This is a genomic window from Halobacillus karajensis (assembly GCF_900108515.1).
GTDB lineage: Bacteria > Bacillota > Bacilli > Bacillales > Halobacillaceae > Halobacillus > Halobacillus karajensis.
The window spans coordinates 365,935-387,769 of the sequence record NZ_FNWW01000004.1 but is presented as its reverse complement, the minus strand read 5'-3'; the positions used below and the strand labels follow the sequence as shown (position 1 = coordinate 387,769).

Annotated in this window: 20 protein-coding genes, 1 tRNA gene, 2 rRNA genes and 1 pseudogene; all 24 read left to right on the top strand. The window is 39.2% G+C overall.

From position 1 onward, the window contains the following. Positions 1 to 244 (top strand): 23S ribosomal RNA (locus BLW54_RS11145); the annotation flags it as partial. A gap of 113 nt (positions 245 to 357) precedes the next feature. Then, positions 358 to 434, top strand: a tRNA-Met gene (locus BLW54_RS11140). Between the two features lie 24 nt (positions 435 to 458). Beyond that, positions 459 to 571: ribosomal RNA gene (rrf, locus tag BLW54_RS11135) — 5S ribosomal RNA — on the top strand. 118 nt (positions 572 to 689) lie between these two features. Further along, positions 690 to 823 (top strand): annotated as a pseudogene (locus BLW54_RS21240) (DUF4260 family protein); the annotation flags it as partial. A 900-nt stretch (positions 824 to 1,723) separates the two neighbouring features. Further along, positions 1,724 to 2,740, top strand: coding sequence for a LacI family DNA-binding transcriptional regulator (locus BLW54_RS11130; protein WP_074734634.1), 1,017 nt, complete (start codon positions 1,724 to 1,726; stop codon positions 2,738 to 2,740). A 23-nt stretch (positions 2,741 to 2,763) separates the two neighbouring features. Further along, entirely contained in the window at positions 2,764 to 3,531 is a 768-nt protein-coding gene (locus BLW54_RS11125; RefSeq protein ID WP_051744147.1) for an SDR family NAD(P)-dependent oxidoreductase, read from the top strand. Between the two features lie 63 nt (positions 3,532 to 3,594). Further along, positions 3,595 to 4,212 (top strand): cupin domain-containing protein, encoded by a 618-nt coding sequence (locus BLW54_RS11120; RefSeq protein ID WP_244153506.1) that lies wholly within the window; start codon positions 3,595 to 3,597, stop codon positions 4,210 to 4,212. A gap of 60 nt (positions 4,213 to 4,272) precedes the next feature. Next, positions 4,273 to 5,481 (top strand): iron-containing alcohol dehydrogenase, encoded by a 1,209-nt coding sequence (locus BLW54_RS11115; RefSeq protein WP_244153505.1) that lies wholly within the window; start codon positions 4,273 to 4,275, stop codon positions 5,479 to 5,481. Continuing rightward, on the top strand, positions 5,475 to 6,908 hold the full coding sequence (locus BLW54_RS11110; RefSeq protein WP_074734631.1) for an aldehyde dehydrogenase family protein: 1,434 nt from the start codon (positions 5,475 to 5,477) through the stop codon (positions 6,906 to 6,908). The genes BLW54_RS11115 and BLW54_RS11110 overlap by 7 nt, the downstream gene beginning before the upstream one ends. Before the next feature lie 34 nt (positions 6,909 to 6,942). Continuing rightward, positions 6,943 to 7,644, top strand: coding sequence for an alpha/beta fold hydrolase (locus tag BLW54_RS11105; protein WP_074734629.1), 702 nt, complete (start codon positions 6,943 to 6,945; stop codon positions 7,642 to 7,644). A 41-nt stretch (positions 7,645 to 7,685) separates the two neighbouring features. Further along, positions 7,686 to 8,447: an HpcH/HpaI aldolase family protein gene (locus tag BLW54_RS11100; RefSeq protein WP_035504665.1), complete on the top strand. Its 762-nt coding sequence runs from the start codon at positions 7,686 to 7,688 to the stop codon at positions 8,445 to 8,447. A 111-nt stretch (positions 8,448 to 8,558) separates the two neighbouring features. Beyond that, positions 8,559 to 9,926 (top strand): amidase, encoded by a 1,368-nt coding sequence (locus BLW54_RS11095; protein ID WP_074734671.1) that lies wholly within the window; start codon positions 8,559 to 8,561, stop codon positions 9,924 to 9,926. 293 nt (positions 9,927 to 10,219) lie between these two features. Next, a complete protein-coding gene (locus BLW54_RS11090) occupies positions 10,220 to 11,539 on the top strand; it encodes an ABC transporter substrate-binding protein (RefSeq protein ID WP_035507423.1) in 1,320 nt (439 codons plus the stop codon). A gap of 85 nt (positions 11,540 to 11,624) precedes the next feature. Next, positions 11,625 to 12,503 carry a carbohydrate ABC transporter permease gene (locus BLW54_RS11085; protein ID WP_035504668.1) on the top strand — a complete coding sequence of 293 codons (879 nt, stop codon included), beginning with the start codon at positions 11,625 to 11,627 and terminating at the stop codon, positions 12,501 to 12,503. After that, entirely contained in the window at positions 12,503 to 13,375 is an 873-nt protein-coding gene (locus tag BLW54_RS11080) for a carbohydrate ABC transporter permease (RefSeq protein WP_083391518.1), read from the top strand. The genes BLW54_RS11085 and BLW54_RS11080 overlap by 1 nt, the downstream gene beginning before the upstream one ends. Before the next feature lie 38 nt (positions 13,376 to 13,413). Beyond that, the gene (locus BLW54_RS11075; protein WP_244153504.1) at positions 13,414 to 14,670 is read left to right on the top strand and encodes an ester cyclase; all 1,257 of its coding nucleotides are present in this window, start codon (positions 13,414 to 13,416) and stop codon (positions 14,668 to 14,670) included. A 38-nt stretch (positions 14,671 to 14,708) separates the two neighbouring features. Beyond that, positions 14,709 to 15,968: a histidinol dehydrogenase gene (hisD, locus tag BLW54_RS11070; RefSeq protein WP_074734627.1), complete on the top strand. Its 1,260-nt coding sequence runs from the start codon at positions 14,709 to 14,711 to the stop codon at positions 15,966 to 15,968. Between the two features lie 327 nt (positions 15,969 to 16,295). After that, positions 16,296 to 17,576 carry an ABC transporter substrate-binding protein gene (locus BLW54_RS11065; RefSeq protein ID WP_074734625.1) on the top strand — a complete coding sequence of 427 codons (1,281 nt, stop codon included), beginning with the start codon at positions 16,296 to 16,298 and terminating at the stop codon, positions 17,574 to 17,576. Between the two features lie 271 nt (positions 17,577 to 17,847). Next, the gene (locus BLW54_RS11060) at positions 17,848 to 18,171 is read left to right on the top strand and encodes a nucleoside triphosphate pyrophosphohydrolase (RefSeq protein ID WP_074734622.1); all 324 of its coding nucleotides are present in this window, start codon (positions 17,848 to 17,850) and stop codon (positions 18,169 to 18,171) included. Between the two features lie 42 nt (positions 18,172 to 18,213). Continuing rightward, positions 18,214 to 19,197 (top strand): HNH endonuclease domain-containing protein, encoded by a 984-nt coding sequence (locus tag BLW54_RS11055; protein WP_074734620.1) that lies wholly within the window; start codon positions 18,214 to 18,216, stop codon positions 19,195 to 19,197. Between the two features lie 127 nt (positions 19,198 to 19,324). Next, positions 19,325 to 20,659 (top strand): D-serine ammonia-lyase, encoded by a 1,335-nt coding sequence (dsdA, locus tag BLW54_RS11050; protein WP_074734617.1) that lies wholly within the window; start codon positions 19,325 to 19,327, stop codon positions 20,657 to 20,659. Positions 20,660 to 20,986: 327 nt separating this feature from the next. Further along, a complete protein-coding gene (locus BLW54_RS21310) occupies positions 20,987 to 21,082 on the top strand; it encodes a DUF1643 domain-containing protein (protein WP_083391517.1) in 96 nt (31 codons plus the stop codon). Positions 21,083 to 21,149: 67 nt separating this feature from the next. Continuing rightward, positions 21,150 to 21,377, top strand: coding sequence for a DUF1643 domain-containing protein (locus BLW54_RS21305; protein WP_081867014.1), 228 nt, complete (start codon positions 21,150 to 21,152; stop codon positions 21,375 to 21,377). A gap of 84 nt (positions 21,378 to 21,461) precedes the next feature. Beyond that, a complete protein-coding gene (locus BLW54_RS11035; protein WP_074734615.1) occupies positions 21,462 to 21,809 on the top strand; it encodes a DUF4260 domain-containing protein in 348 nt (115 codons plus the stop codon). The last annotated feature ends 26 nt before the right edge of the window (positions 21,810 to 21,835 follow it).

The window sequence follows — 21,835 nt, the reverse complement described above, 5'->3', positions numbered from 1 at the left end:
ACGAGAGGACCGGGATGGACACACCGCTGGTGTACCAGTTGTTCCGCCAGGAGCATCGCTGGGTAGCTACGTGTGGTCGGGATAAGTGCTGAAAGCATCTAAGCATGAAGCCCCCCTTGAGATGAGATTTCCCTTTGCTTTAAGCAAATAAGATCCCTCAGAGACGATGAGGTTGATAGGTCCGAGGTGGAAGCGTGGTGACACGTGGAGCTGACGGATACTAATGGATCGATGACTTATCTATCTGATCAATATCGTTCGTGAAAAGATCCTTCCTTTTTCATTCTTGAATGTTTCCTTATCCAGTTTTGAGGGTTCACATGAACTTATGGGAATAAATAAATTTTCCCACACTATCGCGGGGTAGAGCAGTCTGGCAGCTCGTCGGGCTCATAACCCGGAGGTCACAGGTTCAAATCCTGTCCCCGCAACCAATTATTTTTCTAACTTTATATTGATGTGGTGGTGAAGGCGAAGAGGTCACACCTGTTCCCATGCCGAACACAGCAGTTAAGCTCTTCAGCGCCGATGGTAGTCGGGTTTACCCCGTGAGAGTAGGACGCCGCCACATTATCCATTAACCCTTCAGGATTTATTTCCTGAAGGGTTTTTCGTATGCTCTTTTTGGTGTAGAGGGAGAGCCAGGGGGTAAAAAAATTCTTGTAAGTCCATCCATTTATTAAGGTCACCTTTTTACCTTAATAACGTTGTATTGGTTGTTGGCGGTTAGCCTGATTTGGACGGCTCATATCGGGATGGATAGGATGTTGGTTACGGTTTGAAGTATCAGAGTCGTTTCAAAGATACAAATTTTCAAAAGCTCTTAGGAGGGAGGAGAGGTGGACAAATCTTTTCTCGAAGAATGTACCGAAAGAATACGAAATATAATAAGGGATCATTTGGTAGGCGTCTATATGCACATGGCTACCTTGTATTGGGTGGGTTCGTCCCTGAAAAAAGCGATGTCGGCCTTATCGTCGTGACGAAAAAGCAAGTGCCTTGATTGACCCCTTGTATTAAAACTTTAGCGAAGAGGAGGAAGAATATTATCCCCCAGACTACACCATTTATCGTCAACGTTTCCTTGAAAGTAAGGGGGGGGGACGATAGCCAGGATATGGAGCAGAAGCTGGTGGAAAGATGCTCCGTCGGAAGTGGAGCGGATTGATCAAATGGTAAGGAAAATGGTAGAGGAGGAAAACGTCAGAGACGAAGTCAGAACCAGCTGATTTTTATAAATTCTTGGAATCAAGGGCCTTGTCTCGGCAGTAGTGGGATGAGGGTTGCTTGATTCAACTCTATAAGTAGGGGAAATACTTGACCTGATAGTTGCCTAATATCTATTTCTCTAAAGCAGTGGGGATCAGGCACATTAGCTGAAAAAAGATGCGTATCCCTATGTAATTCTTTATTAGTATATATGGGACATTGGAAAACCGAATATCCTATTTTAGTTAGCCTCTCATTAGCTCACGGAACTATTGAGACGTTTTTTTTCTTCCAAATTTTCAGTAATGGTCGCATATATCTTCAGTGTTGTAGAGAGGTCATTTAACCAAATCGTTGTCGAAAAAATAAATAAAATAGAATAAATTTTCAGAATACATTGACAAAAATCAATTCTTCTCTTAAACTTGGAATTGTTTCGAATACGTATTCTATAACATTACAGCTTTATCCTAGAGAATGGGAAATAGTTGTTAGTTGAAGGGAATTTATCAAAATGAGGCTCACAGTTCATGACATCGCGCGTGTCGCAAATGTGTCACAAGCCACTGTTTCAAAAGTACTTAATAACTATTCGGGGGTAAAAGAATCCACAAGAAAAAAAGTTACGGATGCTATTGAAGAGCTGAAATTCACACCGGATTCTGTTGCTAGAAGCATGGTTACGAATAAAACGAATACCTTAGGTTTGATTGTAGGTGATATATCCAATCCTTTTTTTGCAGAATCTGCTAAGATTATCATCGGAAAAGCTCAGGAGAAGGGATATGATGTCATCATCAGTAACACAGATCATGATGATGAAAATTTAGAGAATGCGATCCAAACGTTGATTTCCAAGCGTGTGGATGGGATTATCATTTCTTCTATCAGCAGGTCAAGCATGAGAATAAAAAAATTGCATGAAAATGGATTTCCTATTGTTTTGTACAACAGTAGAGTAGAAGGTGATTCTTCAAATTCAGTAGTCCTTGATAATTATAGAGGAGCGGTTTTAGCTGTCGATCACTTAGTCGATTTAGGACATCAAGACATTGCATTTATTGCAGGACCTACAAAATATTTAACAACATATGAACGCTATTTAGGTTACCGGGAAGCTCTAGAGAAACACGGACTAGACCTTAATAATGCTCATGTTTATGATGGTGAATATGATTACAGGAAGGTTTACGATTTTTCTTATAATCTATTAAGCTCCCCTGATAGGCCGACTAGTTTTTTTGCTACATCTGATCAGATGGCCCTGGCTGTCATGGACGCGGCTGCTAGCAGAAAGATTAGTATTCCTCAAGAATTATCAGTCGTTGGATTTGATAATATGAGTATATCTGCAAACGCATACATTGGTCTCACAACTGTTTCACAACAAAAAGAAAATATGGCAGAACTTGCTCTCAAGAAACTGATATCTTTGATTGAAAAAACAGAATCAGATGCAATATCCATTCAATTATCTTTGAAACCTGAATTAATTGTTCGTAAAACCACTTCTACTCCATATAAAGAGTAACTATAGGAGGGAGGGAATAGAGGATGGAACCTGAGCATCTCTTCAAGTTAAATGGTAAAGTGGCGATGGTGACAGGGGCGAGCAAAGGAATTGGTAAAGATATCGCAAAACTTTTAGCCCGTGCTGGTGCGGATCTTGCCCTCGTAGCAAGAAACAAAGAAGAATTGGAGAATGTTGCAGCTGAAATAAAGGCATTGGGGAAAGATGCATTCATTCTGCCTTTTGATTTGTCAGATATAATTGAGATTCCGGCAATAGTTAAGAGAGTAATGGATCATTTTGGGCACATTGATATTTTAATTAATAACGCAGGATTGAATATTGCTAAAGAAGCAGAAAGTGTGACAGAGGACGATTGGGATAAAGTGATGGATATTAACTTGAAAAGCGTTTTCTTTTTATCTAAAGAAGTAGGACATTATATGAGAGAGCAGCAATATGGAAAAATCATAAATATGTCATCACAAATGGCCTTCGTCGGGTATTTTAAAAGGACCGCTTATAGTGCTAGCAAGGGCGGGGTTACACAGTTGACGAAATCCCTTGCCATTGAATGGGCGCAGGACCAAATCAATGTAAATGCGATAGCCCCAACGTTTATTGAAACGGATATGACGAAACCGATGTTTGAAGATGATCGTTTCAAACAGGAAATTCTTAATCGGATTCCATTAGGAAGGTTAGCAAAGACGGAAGATCTATATGGTTCTGTACTCTTTTTAGCATCAGATTCTTCAAGCATGGTTACAGGACATACGATCCGTGTCGATGGCGGCTGGACGGTATGGTAATGGGAAAATGAATATTTTTTTAGCATTTATCGAATACGTATTCTAAAAATTGGAAGGGGAATTATGATGGAAGATACCAAAAAAACTAACATTACAAATGAAGAAATGGAAAACAACTGGATTGTACGTTTCGATGATATGAAGGAAAGAGGCATTCCTTTAATGTTTATTGACAGCATTTTACCAGGTCATCAGCGTCTCAATTATGCACTAGTGGGGGATACCGCAAGTGAAAATCCAGAATATAACCCGATCATTACGGAACCACATGGTTTTCAGATTGGGATGGTGAAAGCCCCGCCAGGAAACGGTCCAGCTTATCATACGCACGATTATATTGAAGCTTTCCTTCCTCTTACAGGAGATTGGCGCTTCTATTGGGGGAACAGCCCGGATGAGATTGAAGGGGAAACCATTATTGGACCATGGGATCTAATATCTTTGCCTCCCCATCTTTATAGAGGTTTTGAGAACATCAGTGAGGAAGATGCATGGTGCTTTGCTGTTTTGGAACAACATGAAGTTTTTGATAAACGGGATCCCAAGTGGGCACCGCAGATAGTTAAAAGAGCTGCCCAACATAACTTTAATGCAGATGAAAAAGGTAAAATGATTCCACCGGAAAACTTTAAAGAATTAGAAAAACAAATGGCTGAAAAACTTCGAATGGGTAAAAAGTAAGCGTTTACTTTTGCGGTTTTGAAACGATAACTCAAATGATAGGAAGAAGGAGGGGATACCTTGACACTTCAAAATGTGTTTGATTTTCATATGCCGAAAGTAGTTCGAACGGGAGCAGGTTCCTTCTTGACATTGGCAGAGGAAGTCGAAAAATTTCATCCTGAAAAAGTAGGGGTCATTAGTGATAGAGGGTTGGAGAAGGCAGGCCTGGTGGATAGATTAGTAGACTCTATTGATCAAGTTCCAGATTCTATCGTCACATTTACGGATACCCAGGGGGAACCGACGTTTAAGCTTGTGGGTGACGTTGTTGAGAAAATGAAAAAAGAAGCGTGTGATCTCATTATCGGGATCGGAGGAGGCAGTGCTTTAGATGTAGCGAAAGCAACCGCTGCCTTAATGGATAAGGAAAATATCACTCCATACTTGAACGGTAAGTTAACAATCGAGTCCAGAACAGTTCCTAGTATTCTTCTCCCTACCACGTCTGGTACAGGCTCTGAAGTTACGATGAATGCTATATTTGGAGATGAAGAAGAACAATTAAAACGCGGGATTGTAAGTGTTTCTCTCTTACCGGACGTCTCCATTGTCGACCCTGAATTGACCATATCCTGTCCGCCAAGAGTTACAGCATCATCCGGGGTAGATGCTTTTACTCATGCTATTGAGTCCTATGTTGCTGTAAAAGCAAACCCATTAACAAAGATATATGCGGAAAAAGCGATGAAATTATTTGGACCGAACATACACAGGGCCGTGCACAATGGCGATAAGGATTTAAAAGCCAGAGAAGGGATGAGCCTGGTCAGTTTATTCGGGGGGATTTCGCTGGCAAATGCAGGGGTAGGTGCTGTGCATGCGCTGGCCTACCCATTAGGTGGAAAATATAAAATTGAACATGGGGTAGCGAACGCGCTGCTTTTACCCTATGTATTGGAAGTGACAGGGAAGACTTGTGCTACAGAAATGGTTCAAATAGCAAAGTTTCTTCAACTGGGAGATTATGATGAAAACACCCATAAAGCGCTGGGTGAAGTAGTTGGTTATTTGTATGAGCTACTGGACCAGTTAGACTTACCTAGTTCTTTATCAGAACTGGGTGTAGAAGAAGATTCCCTGAATTTGCTGGCTGATCAGGCATCGAAGGTGGAGAGACTCTTATCCAATACTCCATATAACTTATCAAAGGATAATATAGCAAAGATTTATCGGAATGCCTATCATGGTTTACCACAAATGAGAAGGGAGGAGGTAACGGAATGTTGAAAGAAGCACAGGCAAAGCTGTACATTAACGGAAAATGGCAAGAAGGAAGCGACTATTATGATTTGAAATCTCCTTATAATGGCAATTTTATTACTGAAGTTTCTCTTGCTACGCCAGAAGAGGTTGAGAAAGCATTAATGAGTGCAGAAAAAGGAAAAGAAAAAATCAAAAAATTGACTTCCCTTGAACGTTCAAAAATTCTTGAAAGAGCTTCGGCTATTTTTGAACAGAGATTGGAAGAATGCGCCCAAATACTGACACTTGAAAATGCTAAGCCTATTAAATCAGCAAGGGGAGAAATACGGAGAACGATAGAAACGTATAAATTTGCCGCAGAGGAAGCAAAACGGATTCATGGGGAAACGATTCCGATGGATGCAGCAGCCTCCGGAGTGGGGCGGTTTGCTTATACGAGAAAAGAACCTTTGGGGATCATAGCAGCTATAACCCCTTTCAATTTTCCATTTAATCTTGTTGCCCATAAATTGGGGCCAGCCATTGCAAGCGGTAATTCAGTAGTGTTGAAACCTGCCTATCAGACTCCTCTCTCTGCATTATTAACAGCAGAAATTTTCGAAGAAGCTGGTTTGCCTCCAGGTGTTTTGAATGTGGTGACAGGACGCGGGAGTATGATAGGAGATATTCTTGTAAGAGATTCCCGGGTGAATATGGTTACGTTCACAGGTAGTTTAGAAGTAGGGCTTGGTATAAAGGCAAAAGCAGGCTTAAAAAAAGTAACATTAGAACTTGGTTCAAATTCAGGTTTAATTGTAGATAGCACCGATGATTTGGATGAGCTTGTTGCAAAAAGTGTCGTAGGGTCTTTTGCTTTTGCTGGCCAGGTTTGTATTTCTATCCAACGCATTTATGTGCAGCAGAGGCTTTATGATGAGTTTGTCTCGAAATTTGTGGAGCGCACGCAAGAGTTGGTGAAAGGTGATCCGAGAGATGAAAATACCGATATTTCTGCGATGATCCATCTAAATGAAGCGGAAAGAATAGAGCAATGGTTAGAAGAAGCAAAAAATTCAAATGCGAAAATTCTTTGCGGAGGTAAAAGAGAAGGCTCCTTATTCGAACCTACTATTATTACTGATTCTTTATCCAACCTTTCCATAAATTCAGATGAAGCATTTGCTCCAATTGTGACGATCCAACCATACCAGGAGTGGGAGGAAGCTGTTGCGATGATAAACGATTCATCCTATGGATTGCATGCAGGTGTGTTTACCAATTCAATGGAAAAAGCATTTGATGCTGCTGAACGAATTGAAGTCGGTGGGGTAATGATCAATGATATTCCTTCCTTTCGTGTGGATCACATGCCTTATGGAGGTGTGAAAAATAGTGGGATAGGTAAAGAGGGCATCAAATACTCAGTTGAAGAAATGATGAACTTGAAAATGATAGGTTTTAATTTTGGCTAGTCATTTTTAATTGTATATGGAAAGGTTGAACGAGATGAATAAGCCTCCACTGATACTATTACCTGGTACCCTTTGTGATGAAAGGTTATGGGAGCACCAAGTTGAAAATCTCTCCAGCTTTACGGATGTATCTGTAGTCATGTTAACGGAAGATGACTCTATTGAAGATATGGCCCATAGAGTACTGAAAGAAGCACCCGAGCGTTTTGCACTTGCTGGTTTGTCTTTAGGGGGCATTGTAGCGTTAGAAATGGTGAAGCAGGAACCAGAAAGAGTTCTAAAGCTTGCCTTACTGGATACAAACCCGCGACCTCCCCGGGAAGAGCAAATGGAAACTTGGAAGAAGTTCATAGACATGGCTGAAGGTGGGGAGTTCAGGCAAATCACAAAGGATTACTTGTTGCCCGTATTGATTCATCCTGACAGTCAAGAAAATGAGGAACTGACTTCTGATATAGTGAAAATGGCAGACAACATTGGGAAGTCTGCAATGGTTCGTCAAATGAGAGCATTAATAAGTAAACCGGATGGGCGCGCGGCATTGAACAAAATAGGGTGTCCAACACTTGTGATGACAGGAGAAAATGACACAGTGTGCACCATGGATATGCATGTGGAGCTAGCAGAGAATATAAAAAATTCGAAGCTTGTAACGATTGATCATTGTGGTCATTTAAGTAGTATGGAGCAACCAGAAGCGGTCTCAGCTGTACTTCAATATTGGTTCCAATGTTAGCTGGTACGTATTTGCTTTTTTAAAAAGGAGTTATCTATACCATGAGTAATCACATAAAGGACAAAATTACCAATGACGAAAGAGTTATGGGAGCCTTTATTAACATGTATGCTCCTTCCCTGGTGGAAATGATAGGATACGCTGGCTTTGATTTTCTGATCATTGATGATGAGCATGGAAGCTTCAGTTCTTCAGAATTGGAACACATGATCAGGGCTGCAGAAGTTGTGAATTTGACTCCTGTTGTTCGCGTTTCCTACAATCCCTCAAGTATTCAGAAAGCATTAGATCGTGGGGCGAAAGGTATTCAAGTTCCTATGGTCAACAGTAAAGAAGAAGCGGAAGAAGTCATCAAGAAGGTGAAATACCCGCCACTGGGGAACAGAGGGACAGCATTTTCTATCCGTCCTGCTAAGTTTGGCAAAGATAAAGGCAAAGAATATATAGAGAGAGCGAACGATGAGGTATTAATCGCAGTCCATATCGAAACGGAAAAAGCTGTACAAAATTTTCTGGAGATTATGGATGTTCCAGGTATTGATATAGCCTTTATCGGTTCGACCGATTTATCAGTCAACATGGGTTATGCAGGAGATGCAAAACATCCACATGTGCAAGAAGTTATTGAAGAGTTGTTTGAAAAGGGAAACAAAAACGGGGTACGAATGGGCGCGGTATCAGGTAATGAAAAAGGAATAAAAGAAGGTTACTTAAAAGGAGCTTCTTATATGGGAGTCGTCGCTAATTCTTTCATTATGGCTGCATTGGAAAAGGCAGTTCAAACAAAGGAAGATTACGATTGAACTTGTCATTGTGACACAGGACAAGTTAGTTCAGAAATAGAGGCCTTTTAGTGTACGCCTTCCATAAAGAATAGGAAAAGTTTAACTGGAGCGTGGATTGATGTGGTAAATATGACGATTGAAGAATTGGTTAAGGGTTACAAGAATCAGGAGTATTCGCCGGTAGAGATAACTAATAAACACTTAGATCAATGTAGGATCTATAATGCTGAATACAACGCTTTTATTACCATTTGCGAAGAGAGCGCTTTGAGTGAAGCGAAACGAATCGAAGCTACCATGATGAATAATAGAGGGGAACACGGTATTCTCCAAGCAGTCCCCATCTCTTATAAGGATTCTATTGATACAAAAGGAATGAGAACGACGAATGGTTCCCTCATTCACAAAAATCGTATCGCGACTGAGGATGCAAACGTAGTAAAGGTATTAAAAGAAAACGGTGCTTTAAATCTCGGGAAAAACAATATGTATGAATATGGATTTGGAATTACTTCTGACAACCCTTTCTACGGCCCAGTTAAAAACCCGTGGAATACAGATTATATGGCTGGTGGTTCCAGTGGAGGGTCTGCAGCAGCTGTTGCTGCGAACCTTAGTATGGCTTCGATAGGTACAGATACAGCAGGATCGATTCGTGTCCCGGCAGCTTGTTGTGGTGTGATCGGTTTAAAGCCGACATATAACCTGATTCCAATGTATGGAGTAATGCCGCTGTCATGGACACTCGACCACGTTGGACCGATCACGAAAACCGTAAGTGACTTAAATATTGTTATGGAGGCGCTTACTAAAAGGCCTTATAAGAAGTCAGGAAAGGAAGACATAAAAGGATTAAAAATCGGAGTTCCTGATCAGCATTTTAATGAAGGGATAAATGAAGAAGTACGAGAGATTTACCAAAAGGCTCTCGAAGATTTTGAACGATTGGGAGCGGAACTTGTAGCTATAAATATGCCGTTTGCTACGGAATCAATAGATATCGCCACTACAATTGCCACTGCAGAAGTCGGTTATACACATAATGAGTTAATAAAAACGTCGCTTGATCTCTACGGGGAGGGTGCTAAAGAAACGTTTGATAAGAGCCGGTCCATCTCTTCTTTTGAGTATATTGAAGCTTTAAAGAAACGGGAGATAATGAGTCATAAAGTAAGTGAATTATACGAGAGTATCGATGTAATCGCTACCCCCACTCTCCCTGTGCCAACGACAAAGCTTGGCGAGAGTGAAGTGGATTTTGGTCATTCAAAAGAAAAAGTAGGGGATTGTATGATTCGGTACACGTGTTTATTTGATATAACCGGTCACCCAGCCCTGTCTCTTCCTTGTGGTATAACTAATGACTCGATGCCTGTTAGTCTGCAGCTTATATCAAACCATTACCAAGAAGATGTATTAATGAATGCAGCTCACATGTATGAAAAATATTACTTGAATGACTTTTATCAATTGAGAAATTCTTTAACCTCTCACTAAGATCAGTGATAAATGAACGGATTGAATCACTAAATGAATGCAGCTCACATGTATGAAAAATATTACTTGAATGACTTTTATCAATTGAGAAATTCTTTAACCTCTCACTAAGATCAGTGATAAATGAACGGATTGAATCACTATCGGATCCATTTATGGAATACGTATTCGGGAAAATTTAGGTGGTGGTATGTGAGAGACTATAAGTTTGTCTGTTTAACTCAAAAATAACGGCTAAACTACCGTGGTCCCTATATGATGAACGTAATAAACCTTTAGAAAGGGTTGATGGAATGATTAAAAGGAAAAATATCTCGACGATGATCAGTATGCTTTTAATCCTTTCCTTTTTGGTAACGGGTTGTAGTTCTTCAAGCAGTGGAGGAAACTCTGATGATAATAAGATTTCTGTACTTCTTTCAGCAGGGGAAGTTGGACAATTTAATGCCTGGCAAGCAAGAACCGAAGAGTTTACAAAAGAAACAGGCATTGAAGTGGAGTATATTATAGTACCCTACGAAAATTTGTTGGAAGATATAACTACAGCTGGTATCTCAGGTAGCGGCGCGTATGATGTTGTCGCATACCTGGACACTATGGGGCCTTCTATTCAACAGTTTCTGGAACCCCTTAATGAATATGCGGAAGAAGGCGATTTTCAATTCGACCGATGGCCGGAAGCTGTTCTTAATCTATCGACTTATGATGATAAAGTATATAGCTTACCTGTAAGATCACATGTTCAAATGCTGTTTTACCGCAAAGATATATTTGAAGAATTAAATATAGAAAGCCCGGAAACATGGGAAGAACTAGTTTCCGCCGGACAAAAAGTGCAAGATAACACAGATCTATCAGGAATTGTTCCGTATTACGGCGCAGGGAATAATGGACAAAACCTCTATATGTGGACTTCTTATTTATGGAGTAATGGAGGGGATATTTTTGACGAAAATATGAAACCCGCATTTAACAATAAGAACGGGGTCGAAGCTACAGAACGTTATATCAGTCTTTTAGATACGATCGCTCCAGCGGGTTCGAAAACATTTGGAGAACAAGACGCTAGAACTAATTTCCAAAATGGTAAATCAGCTATGTGGATAGGCTGGTGGTGGGCATATAGTGGTTTCAATAGTGATGGTTCAGCATTGGCAGATAATGTTGGTTTTGCTCAAGTTCCTAAATGGGACGGAAAAGAAAGCGTTTCAAACGTTAGTTCTTTTCCAATGGCAATGACCAAAGGATCTAAAAATAAAGATGCTGCATGGGAATACCTTAAATGGTTGGCTGAACCCGAAATGGAAAAAGATATTGTGATGGATACTTTAACGAATGAGTCTCCAGCTGAACAGCATTCCATTGTTGTTACACAGAAAGCTAACTTACAAGATGAAAAATTAAATGAGCTTTCCGATAACTTTTATAACGTAGGTCATAAAAACTTCCAAAGCGCGAAAACATTTCCTACCATCCCTGAATGGCCACAAGTGGCTGATATTCTTAGCACAGCCATGAACGAGATGGCAACAGGTAAAGAGGTTAAGCCTACCTTAGATCAAGCTGCACAAAGAATTGAAGAACTGATGAAAGAACAAGGTTATTATGAGTAATGGTGTTTGAAAAGTTTATTATTAATTAGGATTTGGAAGGTATTACTCTTCCAAATCTTAATTAATAAAAATAGGGGGAGTTGCGTTGAAAAACAGGTTATTTAAATATTTCTTACTGATCCCCGCTTTTATTTTGTTAGCGTTAACCACATTTTATCCTCTTGTGAGGTCATTTTGGATCAGTCTTCATGAGTGGGACTTAAAAGAGACCGCTGAAATGGGTCCGTTCGTTGGTATAAATAATTATTTAAGCGCTTTTTCCGACTATCAGTTTTGGAACACGTTAAAGGCAACCCTTATTTTTACAGGAAGTACTGTAATTGCAACGATTGTGTTAAGTATACTTGTGGGATTATTACTCAGTAAAGAAAAAAAACACTTATCGTTTATCCGAGCTATATTAATTATTCCATTTGCAGTCAGTCCAGCTTTAATTGGTTATTCCTGGCGATTTATGCTCAATCCAGATTATGGTTTGTTTGATCAAATAATAGGATTTTTCATACCAGCCTTGTCTGATGTGATTTGGTTATCACACGAAGGAACAGCCATGGTGGCTCTTGTATCTGTAGTGGTGTGGATATTCATGCCTTTTATAAGTCTGATGTTCATCAGTGCATTGATGGGGATGCCAAAGGAAGTATTTGAAGCAGCAAAAGTGGATGGAGCTTCCTCGTTTCAAACTTTTTTTCGTATCACTTTACCTATGTTACAACCGATCATTCTTATTGCAACGATTCTGACTACAATGTTTACATTAAAAGCATTTGATCCAATAGTTACGCTTACACAAGGAGGACCTGGAGCTTCCACTTCCGTTCTGAATTTCTTCATTTATAAAACTGGATTCCAATTCTTTAATTTGGGTTATTCTGCAGCATTGGGATATATCTTAGCGGGGATAACGATGGTAGTCGTTATTGTTTATATGAGAAGGCTTGTGAAAGGAGACCAGTGGAACTGATGAATTCCCAAGTGAATCTAGAGAAACAACCAAAAAAGGCAGAAAACCGTATAAGTATAAGAAAGATCTTTCCTTCTATTTTGGAGAATATAAGTGTGCTTTTGATCGTGCTTTTCCTTTTTGTACCGTTATTTTGGATTTTCCTTACTTCGTTTAAACCTTATGAGGAAGTTTTTACTACCAGTATATTTTTTCAACCTACATTAGAAAATTATCTGGCCGTTTTCAGTTCCTCCTTCGATTTAGGAAAGTACTATTCAAACAGTACGATTGTAGTGGTTGTAACACTCATTATTACATTAGTGGTTAGTGTATTAGCCTCCTACAGTCTTTCGCGATTTGAGATTCCCGGAAAACAAGTTATTATGTTTGGTATTTTGGCAACTCAATTCATTCCATTAATTATAAATGTCATTCCTTATTTCGTCATGTTTCGGAATTTGGGTCTTTTAGACACAACCTTAGGTCTGATTATTGTGAACTTAGGCCATACCATTCCCTACGCAATATGGCTTATTAAGGGCTTTATGGACAGGATACCAATAGCTATTGAAGAACAAGCCAGTATTGATGGCGCTAGCAGATTAAGGATTATATGGAGTATTCTATTACCTCTTGCCAAACCTGGAATAATAACAGCATCTGTATTTTGCTTTGTTATTATTTGGAATGAATTCATGTTTGCCTTAATTCTGACCAATCGGGAAGCAGTTACGTTACCAGTTGCCTTACAGTTTTTCATTGGTGAAGAAGGTGTGATCTGGAATCATATGGCTGCAGCTGGAACACTTTTCGTTTTGCCTACCGTAGTATTTATGTTATTAGTTCGTAAGCAATTTGTTCAAGGGATGACCTCAGGCTCTATCAAGTAAATAGCATTTGTAATATTTCTAAAAAGGATGGGTTTTTAATGGTGAAAAAAAGCGATAGTCAACAGGAAAGAACTAATATGGAAGATTTAAAGGATAAGAAAGAACTTAGAGAAAAAGGCCAGGACGAAATAGTATCCTTACGTAATAAAGTTTTTTATGCGGATAGTCGAGAAGTGAATCGGATTGATCACAGAGATAATCAAGATTATTTAAACATGAACGAGCAGGAATTGAAAAAGCAAAGCATGGAAGGTTTTGACGATGAATATAACAACATTGTCGACTATATAGTCAAGATTACTAGGCAGATTTGGAAGGAAAAAGATATCGGTTTGATATATGACACGTATAGTACCGATATACAAATTCATAAAGGAAGAATTAATAGCCATGGGGTGAATGAAGTGATTTCTGGCACGTTGCAGACATTGCAGGCATTTCCTGATCGAAAGGGCTCAGGCTGGAGTGTAGTGTGGTCCGGTAATGATAAAGATGGTTTCTTCACATCACACCGTGGCCGTTCCATAGCTACCAATACAGGTGATAGCTTTTACGGACCTGCAACAGGAAAAAAAGTCATGTTCCGCACTACGGCTGATTGCCTTATACATTCCAATAAAATTTATGAAGAATGGTTAGTAATGGATACGTATCATCTCGTTCTGCAGTTGGGATATGACCCAATTGAAGTAGCGAAAATAATGGCTAAAAATACAAAAAAACTAGCTCCTCCTTTGAACTTTGGTCTTTCGGAAACTGCAGAAGTAGGGTTGCCACCTAAAGTTTATGTTCCGGAGCATAAAGGGTTTGAAATTGGTGATTTCATGCTGCAAGTTTTTAATCGCATATGGGAAAGACGATCCATTAATTATATTAAAGAGTTTTATGAAGATAATGCCACTCTACATTTTGTTTGTAATAGAGACTTAGTTGGATTTAATGAAATTCAAGGTATGTTCATCAGCTTCTTCGCTTCCGTACCCAATGCAAAAGTATTGGTCGATCGTGTTACTTGTAACAAAAAAGAAACAGACGGCGAGTATGATGTTGCTGTGCGTTGGAGAATTCAAGGAATCCATGAAGGTACTGGATACTTCGGAGCACCAAGTGGTAAACCTATCGAAATATATGGAATCAACCACTATAAGATTAAAGATGAAAAAATCACCGAAGAATGGTTTTTATTTGATGGCATGGAAGTATTAAGACAAATTCACATGGAGACAAACGAGGATGAAGACCAGGAAGACGGTGTTAATACAAGTGAAGATGGAAATTTCACAGGTGTCTCCTAATCAAATGATTAATATGAGAAAAAATGGAGGGATTAGATATGGAATTCTTAAAACGAGCTGAAATTCAAGAAAGTGATCAATCGGCAGACACGGAGAAAATTGTAAAAGACATTATTTCCAATGTCCGCTCTAATGGAGACGAAGCGGTTAAGAAATATGAGGAAACATTAAGTAATTCTTTCCGGCCCTTGAAGGTAGATGAAGATGAAATTGAGGAGAGTACAAATTCACTTTCTCCAGAAATAAAAACACTAATTGAGCGTGTGGTAGAAAGAGTATCCTCATTCGCGGAGGCACAACTTGAATGTCTTACTCCTTTTGAGAAAGAATTTGGACCAGGAATTCGCATGGGCCATAAAATCATACCAATCGAGAAGGTTGGAGCATACGTTCCAGGAGGGCGTTTCCCTCTCCTTTCGTCTGGTCCGATGGTAGTTGCCCCTGCAAAGGTAGCGGGAGCTAAACAAATTGTAGCCTGCAGCCCGGCTAACTACAAAGGCGGAATTCACCCCGCTGTCCTGTATGGACTTAAGTGTTCAGGTGCTGATCATATTTATGCCATTGGTGGGGCGCAAGCTATTTCAGCAATGGCATACGGGACTGAAACTATCCCAGAGGTAGATGTTATTGGAGGGCCGGGTAATCGATTTGTAGCTGAGGCTAAAAGACAAGTTTTCGGCAAGGTGGGTATCGATTTAATTGCAGGTCCAAGCGAGATTCTTGTCTTTGCTGATGAGACTGCTGAGCCTAAGAAATGTGCGGCTGATTTATTAGCTCAAGCCGAACATGACCCAAATGCACGTGCGCTTCTAGTATCTACTTCTCGAACAATAGCGACCCAAACAATAGAAGAGGTTAACAATTATCTCAAAGAGTTCTCTTCAGATTCTCCTGCCCACGAATCCTGGATTAATATGGGAGAAGTGATTTATGCTGAGTCTATGAATGAGGGTATAAGAATTTGTAATGAAATAGCTATTGAACATCTTCATTTACATCTAAAAGATAGTAGAAGTATTATGGATCAATTTACTAACTATGGATCGATCTTTCTTGGTGCAGATAGTTCTGTGGTTTTTTCTGATAAAGTCTCTGGAACGAACCACACATTACCGACACAGAAAGCTGCTCGCTATACGGGAGGCCTTTGGGTTGGAAACTATGTAAAGGTAGCCACACACCAGGAAATCACTGGTGAGGGAATAGAATATTTAGCTGATCATTCTACTAAACAATCAAATGTAGAAGGTTTAGAAGGACATCATTTATCAGCAGCCGTTCGACTGTCTGATATGTAAGATGTAAGTTAAGTTTTTGAAGTTAGCTTTAGCATATAAAATGATAGTTCCTATAGAGATAATCCTTTTATATAAAGGAGTGTATAAAAAAGAAGTGACTGAGGCGTATTAAGTCAGCATATTGTATGACATCCCTCATTCCATACTTTTAAAAGCATCTGTATACATCTTACGGGCTTAGAGATTTTTCTTCTTTAAATCTAGTAAATTAGTATACTTTGCTAATTTGTTTATTTTTCGGGAATAACTAACAAAAAGTTTTGGGAAATAATCGGCGCTTAAGGAACACTTAAAGAGTATTTCAAATGATCTTTGAGGGGTGGAAAAATGAAAAAGAAGGTTCACTTAGGACTGCTGGCGGCTTTTTCTTTACTAATGGTGACTCTGATAGGGTGTTCAACAAGTGCAGGCTCGGAAGATAAAATTACGGTTGACGTTTTTCAATACAAGGTAGAACTTAAAGAGGAAATAGAAGAATTAGCAAAAATGTATGAAGAAGAAAATCCAGACGTCAAAATTAATGTGCAAACTCTTGGCGGAGGTAGTAACTATGGACAGTCTCTTGTTACAAAGTTCTCTTCTTCTGAAGAACCTGACATCTTTAACGTTGCCGGACCTTCAGAGGTAGCAAATTACCGTGAGCACTTAGCTGATTTATCTGATACAAAATCTGTAGAAACAGCGCTCGATGGAACACTAAATGGTGTTACGGATGGGGAAGAAGTCCTGGGAATCCCATTAAACCAAGAAGGTTATGGCCTAATTTATAACAAAAAAGTTTTGGATGAAGCTGGTGTTAATCCTGATAGTATTAAAACATATGAGGATTTAAAAGCAGCTGCGGAAACGATTGATAAACAAAAAGATAGTTTGGGTATTGAGGCTGTATTTGCTGAACCGGGGGCGGAAAAATGGCCAATGGGTTTCCATTTAGCAAATTCTTACTTAGCTCCAGAGTTTAATAATGATATTTCAGAGGCATACAATTCTGAAGCAGTTGAGTTTGAAAGAGGAGACGAACTTAAGAGAATGCTGGATTTAATCAATGAATATGGGGCACAACCAATTTTAAGTATTAGCTATTCTCAACAAGTTGAAGAACTCTTTGCTTTAGGGAAGGTTGCGATGATCAAACAGGGTAACTGGGTTTACAACTCCATTTATGAAATTGATCCTGAATTCGCAGAGAACAACATTGGAATCATCCCTTTACCGGTAGAAGGATTTGAAGGGACCATTCCGGTTGGAGTAGCGATGTACTGGGGTATAAATAAGACAGCAGATGAAGAAGTAATTCAAGCAAGTAAAGATTTCTTGGATTGGATGAATACTTCTGAAACGGGTAAACAGTATGTGATGGAGGAATTCAAGTTTATTCCAGCCTTTGAAGGCTATGAAACATCTATGATATCTGACCCAATTTCTAAGGAAATTTATGAATATGCAGCCTCAGGTGAAGTAATGGGGTGGGTATTTAATGGATTCCCTGTTAGTTGGCCAGGTGGAGCGCTCCCTGTTAACATGCAAAAATATTTAGGTGGTAAAATCACTTGGGAAGAAATGATTGATGATTCTCAAGAAAAATGGGTAGAACTTCGTGAAAATTAATCAAAGTACAAGTCGACAAAAAAGCTCTTTTTAAAGGGTTATTATTTAAGATACTCTATACTTATTGAAAGAATCTACGTTAGAAAATTGATATAGGTGTCGATTTAGACGAGTAAACCCCCTTCATGGTTGTAGGGGGTTATACTTATTATTTCAAACGTGGGAAAATGTGATTGGACAAAGGTAAAAAAGGCTAGGAGCTCTTCCACTACTTTTCCTATTAGACGGACATTGGTAAAATTGAGTATCTCATAATATAGGGGAGTTCAATATGCCTACATATAATAAATTAGTACGTAATCTTATCCCTCAAATTATTGAAAAACAAGGGAAAGCCCTAGAAACTCAAATACTTTCAGATGAAGAATACCATAAAGAGCTGAGAACAAAGCTTCAGGAAGAAGTGAACGAATATTTGGAAGCAGAAAGTGATGTAGATGCAGTAGAGGAGTTAGCAGACGTCCTTGAGTTAATGAAGGCCCTCGCGAAGCAGCATGGTTCTTCCATAGAAGAAGTGGAAAAAGTGCGGGAGGAAAAAGCGGAGAAAAGGGGAGCATTCGACGAGAAGGTGTTTTTAAGACATGTCGAGGATTAATACAGGGAAGATTTATATATCGGAAAGACAAAGGAGTAATTTATGAGTCACAAGTTGCGGGTAGGAGAACTCCAAGCCCTTTATTTAACGGAAGAACAAATTTGGAGAACCTTCACAACCATTTTAACTACAAGATCCAAGAAGTCTGCAACTTATAAATATGGTTTATTGAAGGCCATGATTGAAAATTTATATCAAGTGGATGAAAAAGAAGTCGTAACATATGAGCAGCTTGCTTATTCTTTCGCTAAAATCTATTGGAACCTTGTTATTCACCACCATGGATTAGAGCAGGGAACAAGCGGATCAGCTGTTGTGAATCGACTGATTGAAATTCAAAGAGAAGAAGGTATTCCAAAAGATATAACGTTTGATAAACTTGATGCCACTATCCAGGTGAAGGCAACAACGAGAATAAAAACAGTTATGAAGACAAACGTATTTGGAGCTCTTTATGGAGATACGCAAGGTTCCTTTTATGCTTTTGACCATAAAGAAGAAAGGTTCCAGTTTAACAGGGCTGTTTTGTCATTCATGAGGAAATACCAGCTCTTAATGGTAGATCTCGTAAATTACCATATGGCTAAAATGATAGAGAAATTGAACGATGTTCCGCACATCAATTACTTGCTGGAAAAGGTAGAAAGTATTGCGAAGCGTTCCACTTTAAAGCCCTTTGAACGTGTACTGCTTCAATATTTTGAAAAAAGCTGTTTCTATTGTGGGAAACATTTAAATAAAGGGCAGGCCAAAACACACGTGGATCACTTCATTCCATGGTCATTTGTGCAGTCGGATCAGTTATGGAACCTTGTCTTAACATGCAGTCACTGTAACACATCGAAAAATGACAAGTTACCAGTTCGTGATTATCTTAGCTTAGTCGTGGAGAGAAATGAAGTTTTAGTGGGACACCAGGAGATTGTCACGCAAAATCAACACTTGATGAATTATAAAGAAGAGAAAATGATTCATCTATATGATTATTTTATTCAGAATGGATATGAAAACATTTGGTTGCCTTGATGAGGGGGATTCCAATAAAATCCAAAGCTAATGTCCTCGTTATAACGTAACTGCATAAATCTATTAATTTTGCGAATATTATGTAAGTAAGGGTTTCTTAAATATAAATCAACTAAAGGAGGATTTTATGTGTCCTGAACGTACTTATAGGAGCGAGGAAGAATTGATTGAGCAGTTAAAAAATAAGAAAGAAACCTTTTGGCCCAATGCATCACTCAAATCTTACCACACGCTTGAAAAAAATCTACCCATCCCTACCAAAGACCTTCATGAAGCAGAAATGCTTCTTCAGAGGTTTACTCCATATTTAGCTAAAGTATTTCCGGAAACCAGGAAAATGAACGGAATCATTGAATCTCCCATCTACGGCATACCCGAGATGCACCAGGAATTGGAAAAGCGATTCCCACAATCCATTTCCGGCAATTTGTATTTAAAGTGTGACCATGAACTTCCGATAGCTGGGTCCATTAAAGCGCGGGGAGGTATTTATGAAGTATTAAAATACGCGGAAGGGCTGTCAATAAAACACGGAAAGCTTACAAAAGATGACGACTATTCCATATTAGCTAATCCCGAATTTAAGCAGTTCTTTTCTAACTTTTCGATCGCTGTAGGATCCACAGGCAATCTGGCTTTAAGTATAGGCATCATGAGTGCAGTTTTAGGCTTTCAGGTAACTGTTCATATGTCGGTTGAAGCGAAAGAATGGAAGAAAGAGTTGCTCAGGGATAAGGGTGTAGAGGTGGTAGAGCATGATAAGGACTTTTCTTTTGCCGTAAACGAAGGACGAAGACAATGTCAGGAGAAAAGTAACTGTTATTTTATTGATGACGAAAATTCCAAAGATTTATTCTTAGGCTATGCAGTGGCAGCTTTGCGGATTAGTGAGCAACTAAAGCAGGAGAATATCACGGTTGATGCGGATCATCCCCTGGTAGTTTACTTACCTTGTGGTGTAGGAGGAGGCCCTGCTGGTATCACTTATGGACTGAAGTATGTTTTTGGGGATTATGTCCACTGTTACTTTGCAGAGCCGACCAGCTCTCCTTGCATGATGCTTGGTCTTGCCACAGGAAAACATGAGGACATTTCTGTTCAACATATTGGGCTTGATAATAAGACGGAAGCTGATGGATTAGCTGTTGGACGACCATCAGCTTTGGCAGGTCGGCTGGTAGAAAACATGGTGAACGGTATTTATACGATCAACGACGAAAACTTGTACAAGCTATTAGCCCTTTTACATGAATCAGAAGGCATTTCACTCGAGCCATCGGCACTTGCGGGCATGTATGGCCCTGCTTTCCTTGACATTCATCAACAGTTAGACCGCATATATGGATCACGGCTGAGTAATGCTACTCATTTAGTCTGGGCGACAGGAGGAAGTTTGGTACCAAAAGAAATTATGGAAGGTTTTGTTTCTAAAGGGACATCATTTCTTCATCAGGAGGAATAGAAAAAACTAACATGTTGAAGTGATCCTGTGAAATGAGTTGGCGAAAATTTTGCCTCATGGTTCTATGGTGGGGTGCGAATATATAAGATATAACTCAGTCTATGAAACAAGGAAAAGCCCTAAGAACCAAAAAGGATCGTAGGGCTTTTCTTTGTTAGCTTTTTTCATTATAAGGAAGGTATTGGTTTTCATTATGGCGTATTAGCTACAATTAAGACTATTTTTTAAAGGGGTGAAAAAGTGTCTTTACCATTAGGGTGTAGATACTGGCATATTTATGAAAATGTAAATGCAGTTTTGGATGCAAGTTAAGAGTATAGGTACCTTTTGGAGTGTCAATGGGATGCTAATAATAAAGTATTAACCTTTGTAATGTTAAATCCCAGCCATGCAGATATAAAAATATTTGTGATCGAAAAATAAATAGATGTGTGCATTTACCAAGTCGTGGGATATGGAAAGAAGAAGGTAATAAACTTATTCCCCTTAGATCAAAAGCCCCCGATTTAAAGGGCACCCTTATTCTATTGGAGACGAGAACGACCGTTATATATTGGATGCTGTCAATGGACCGGATTTACTTTTATTTTTATGGGGAGAAAAACATAGTTCCATAAAAAATAGAAATAAGGAAGTTCAATCTATTTTATCTCCGTATGAACCTTATTGTCTCAAAAAACAGCTAAAGGGAACCATCCAAGACATTCTCTGTACCTGAAAAAGGATTTAAAACCAATTCCTTTCTAAACGAGCTGCTCGTTTTATAGGGATAAAACTTATGAGCCATAGACGAGGTGATTGTATGCCAAAGCTTTTCCTCCATTTAGAAGGTACGGTTATCTTTATCGCAAGCTTGTATTTCTATCAGCAAAACAACTTCAGCTGGCTCGCATTCATTTTTCTTTTGTTTGTTTTCGATTCTTCTATGATAGGTTATGTTATCAATGAAAGAGTAGGTGCCATTGTCTACAATATCTTTCATAGTTATATCCTTCCGGTCACTCTTATACTCATTTCTACCTTTATAACGTTAGATTGGTTGTTGATGGTTAGCCTTATTTGGACGGCTCATATCGGGATGGATAGGATGATTGGTTACGGTTTGAAGTATCGTAGTGGTTTCAAAGATACCCATTTTCAAAAGGTTTAAGAGGGAGAATAGATGGTCGAATCGTT

Bases quoted from the DNA above. Each gene is read 5' to 3' on its own strand.
- BLW54_RS11130 (WP_074734634.1), top strand. From the start codon at position 1,724: ATGAGGCTCACAGTTCATGACATCGCGCGTGTCGCAAATGTGTCACAA.
- BLW54_RS11125 (WP_051744147.1), top strand. From the start codon at position 2,764: ATGGAACCTGAGCATCTCTTCAAGTTAAATGGTAAAGTGGCGATGGTG.
- BLW54_RS11120 (WP_244153506.1), top strand. From the start codon at position 3,595: ATGATGGAAGATACCAAAAAAACTAACATTACAAATGAAGAAATGGAA.
- BLW54_RS11110 (WP_074734631.1), top strand. From the start codon at position 5,475: ATGTTGAAAGAAGCACAGGCAAAGCTGTACATTAACGGAAAATGGCAA.
- BLW54_RS11105 (WP_074734629.1), top strand. From the start codon at position 6,943: ATGAATAAGCCTCCACTGATACTATTACCTGGTACCCTTTGTGATGAA.
- BLW54_RS11100 (WP_035504665.1), top strand. From the start codon at position 7,686: ATGAGTAATCACATAAAGGACAAAATTACCAATGACGAAAGAGTTATG.
- BLW54_RS11095 (WP_074734671.1), top strand. From the start codon at position 8,559: ATGACGATTGAAGAATTGGTTAAGGGTTACAAGAATCAGGAGTATTCG.
- BLW54_RS11090 (WP_035507423.1), top strand. From the start codon at position 10,220: ATGATTAAAAGGAAAAATATCTCGACGATGATCAGTATGCTTTTAATC.
- BLW54_RS11080 (WP_083391518.1), top strand. From the start codon at position 12,503: ATGAATTCCCAAGTGAATCTAGAGAAACAACCAAAAAAGGCAGAAAAC.
- BLW54_RS11075 (WP_244153504.1), top strand. From the start codon at position 13,414: ATGGTGAAAAAAAGCGATAGTCAACAGGAAAGAACTAATATGGAAGAT.
- hisD (WP_074734627.1), top strand. From the start codon at position 14,709: ATGGAATTCTTAAAACGAGCTGAAATTCAAGAAAGTGATCAATCGGCA.
- BLW54_RS11065 (WP_074734625.1), top strand. From the start codon at position 16,296: ATGAAAAAGAAGGTTCACTTAGGACTGCTGGCGGCTTTTTCTTTACTA.
- BLW54_RS11060 (WP_074734622.1), top strand. From the start codon at position 17,848: ATGCCTACATATAATAAATTAGTACGTAATCTTATCCCTCAAATTATT.
- BLW54_RS11055 (WP_074734620.1), top strand. From the start codon at position 18,214: ATGAGTCACAAGTTGCGGGTAGGAGAACTCCAAGCCCTTTATTTAACG.
- dsdA (WP_074734617.1), top strand. From the start codon at position 19,325: ATGTGTCCTGAACGTACTTATAGGAGCGAGGAAGAATTGATTGAGCAG.
- BLW54_RS11035 (WP_074734615.1), top strand. From the start codon at position 21,462: ATGCCAAAGCTTTTCCTCCATTTAGAAGGTACGGTTATCTTTATCGCA.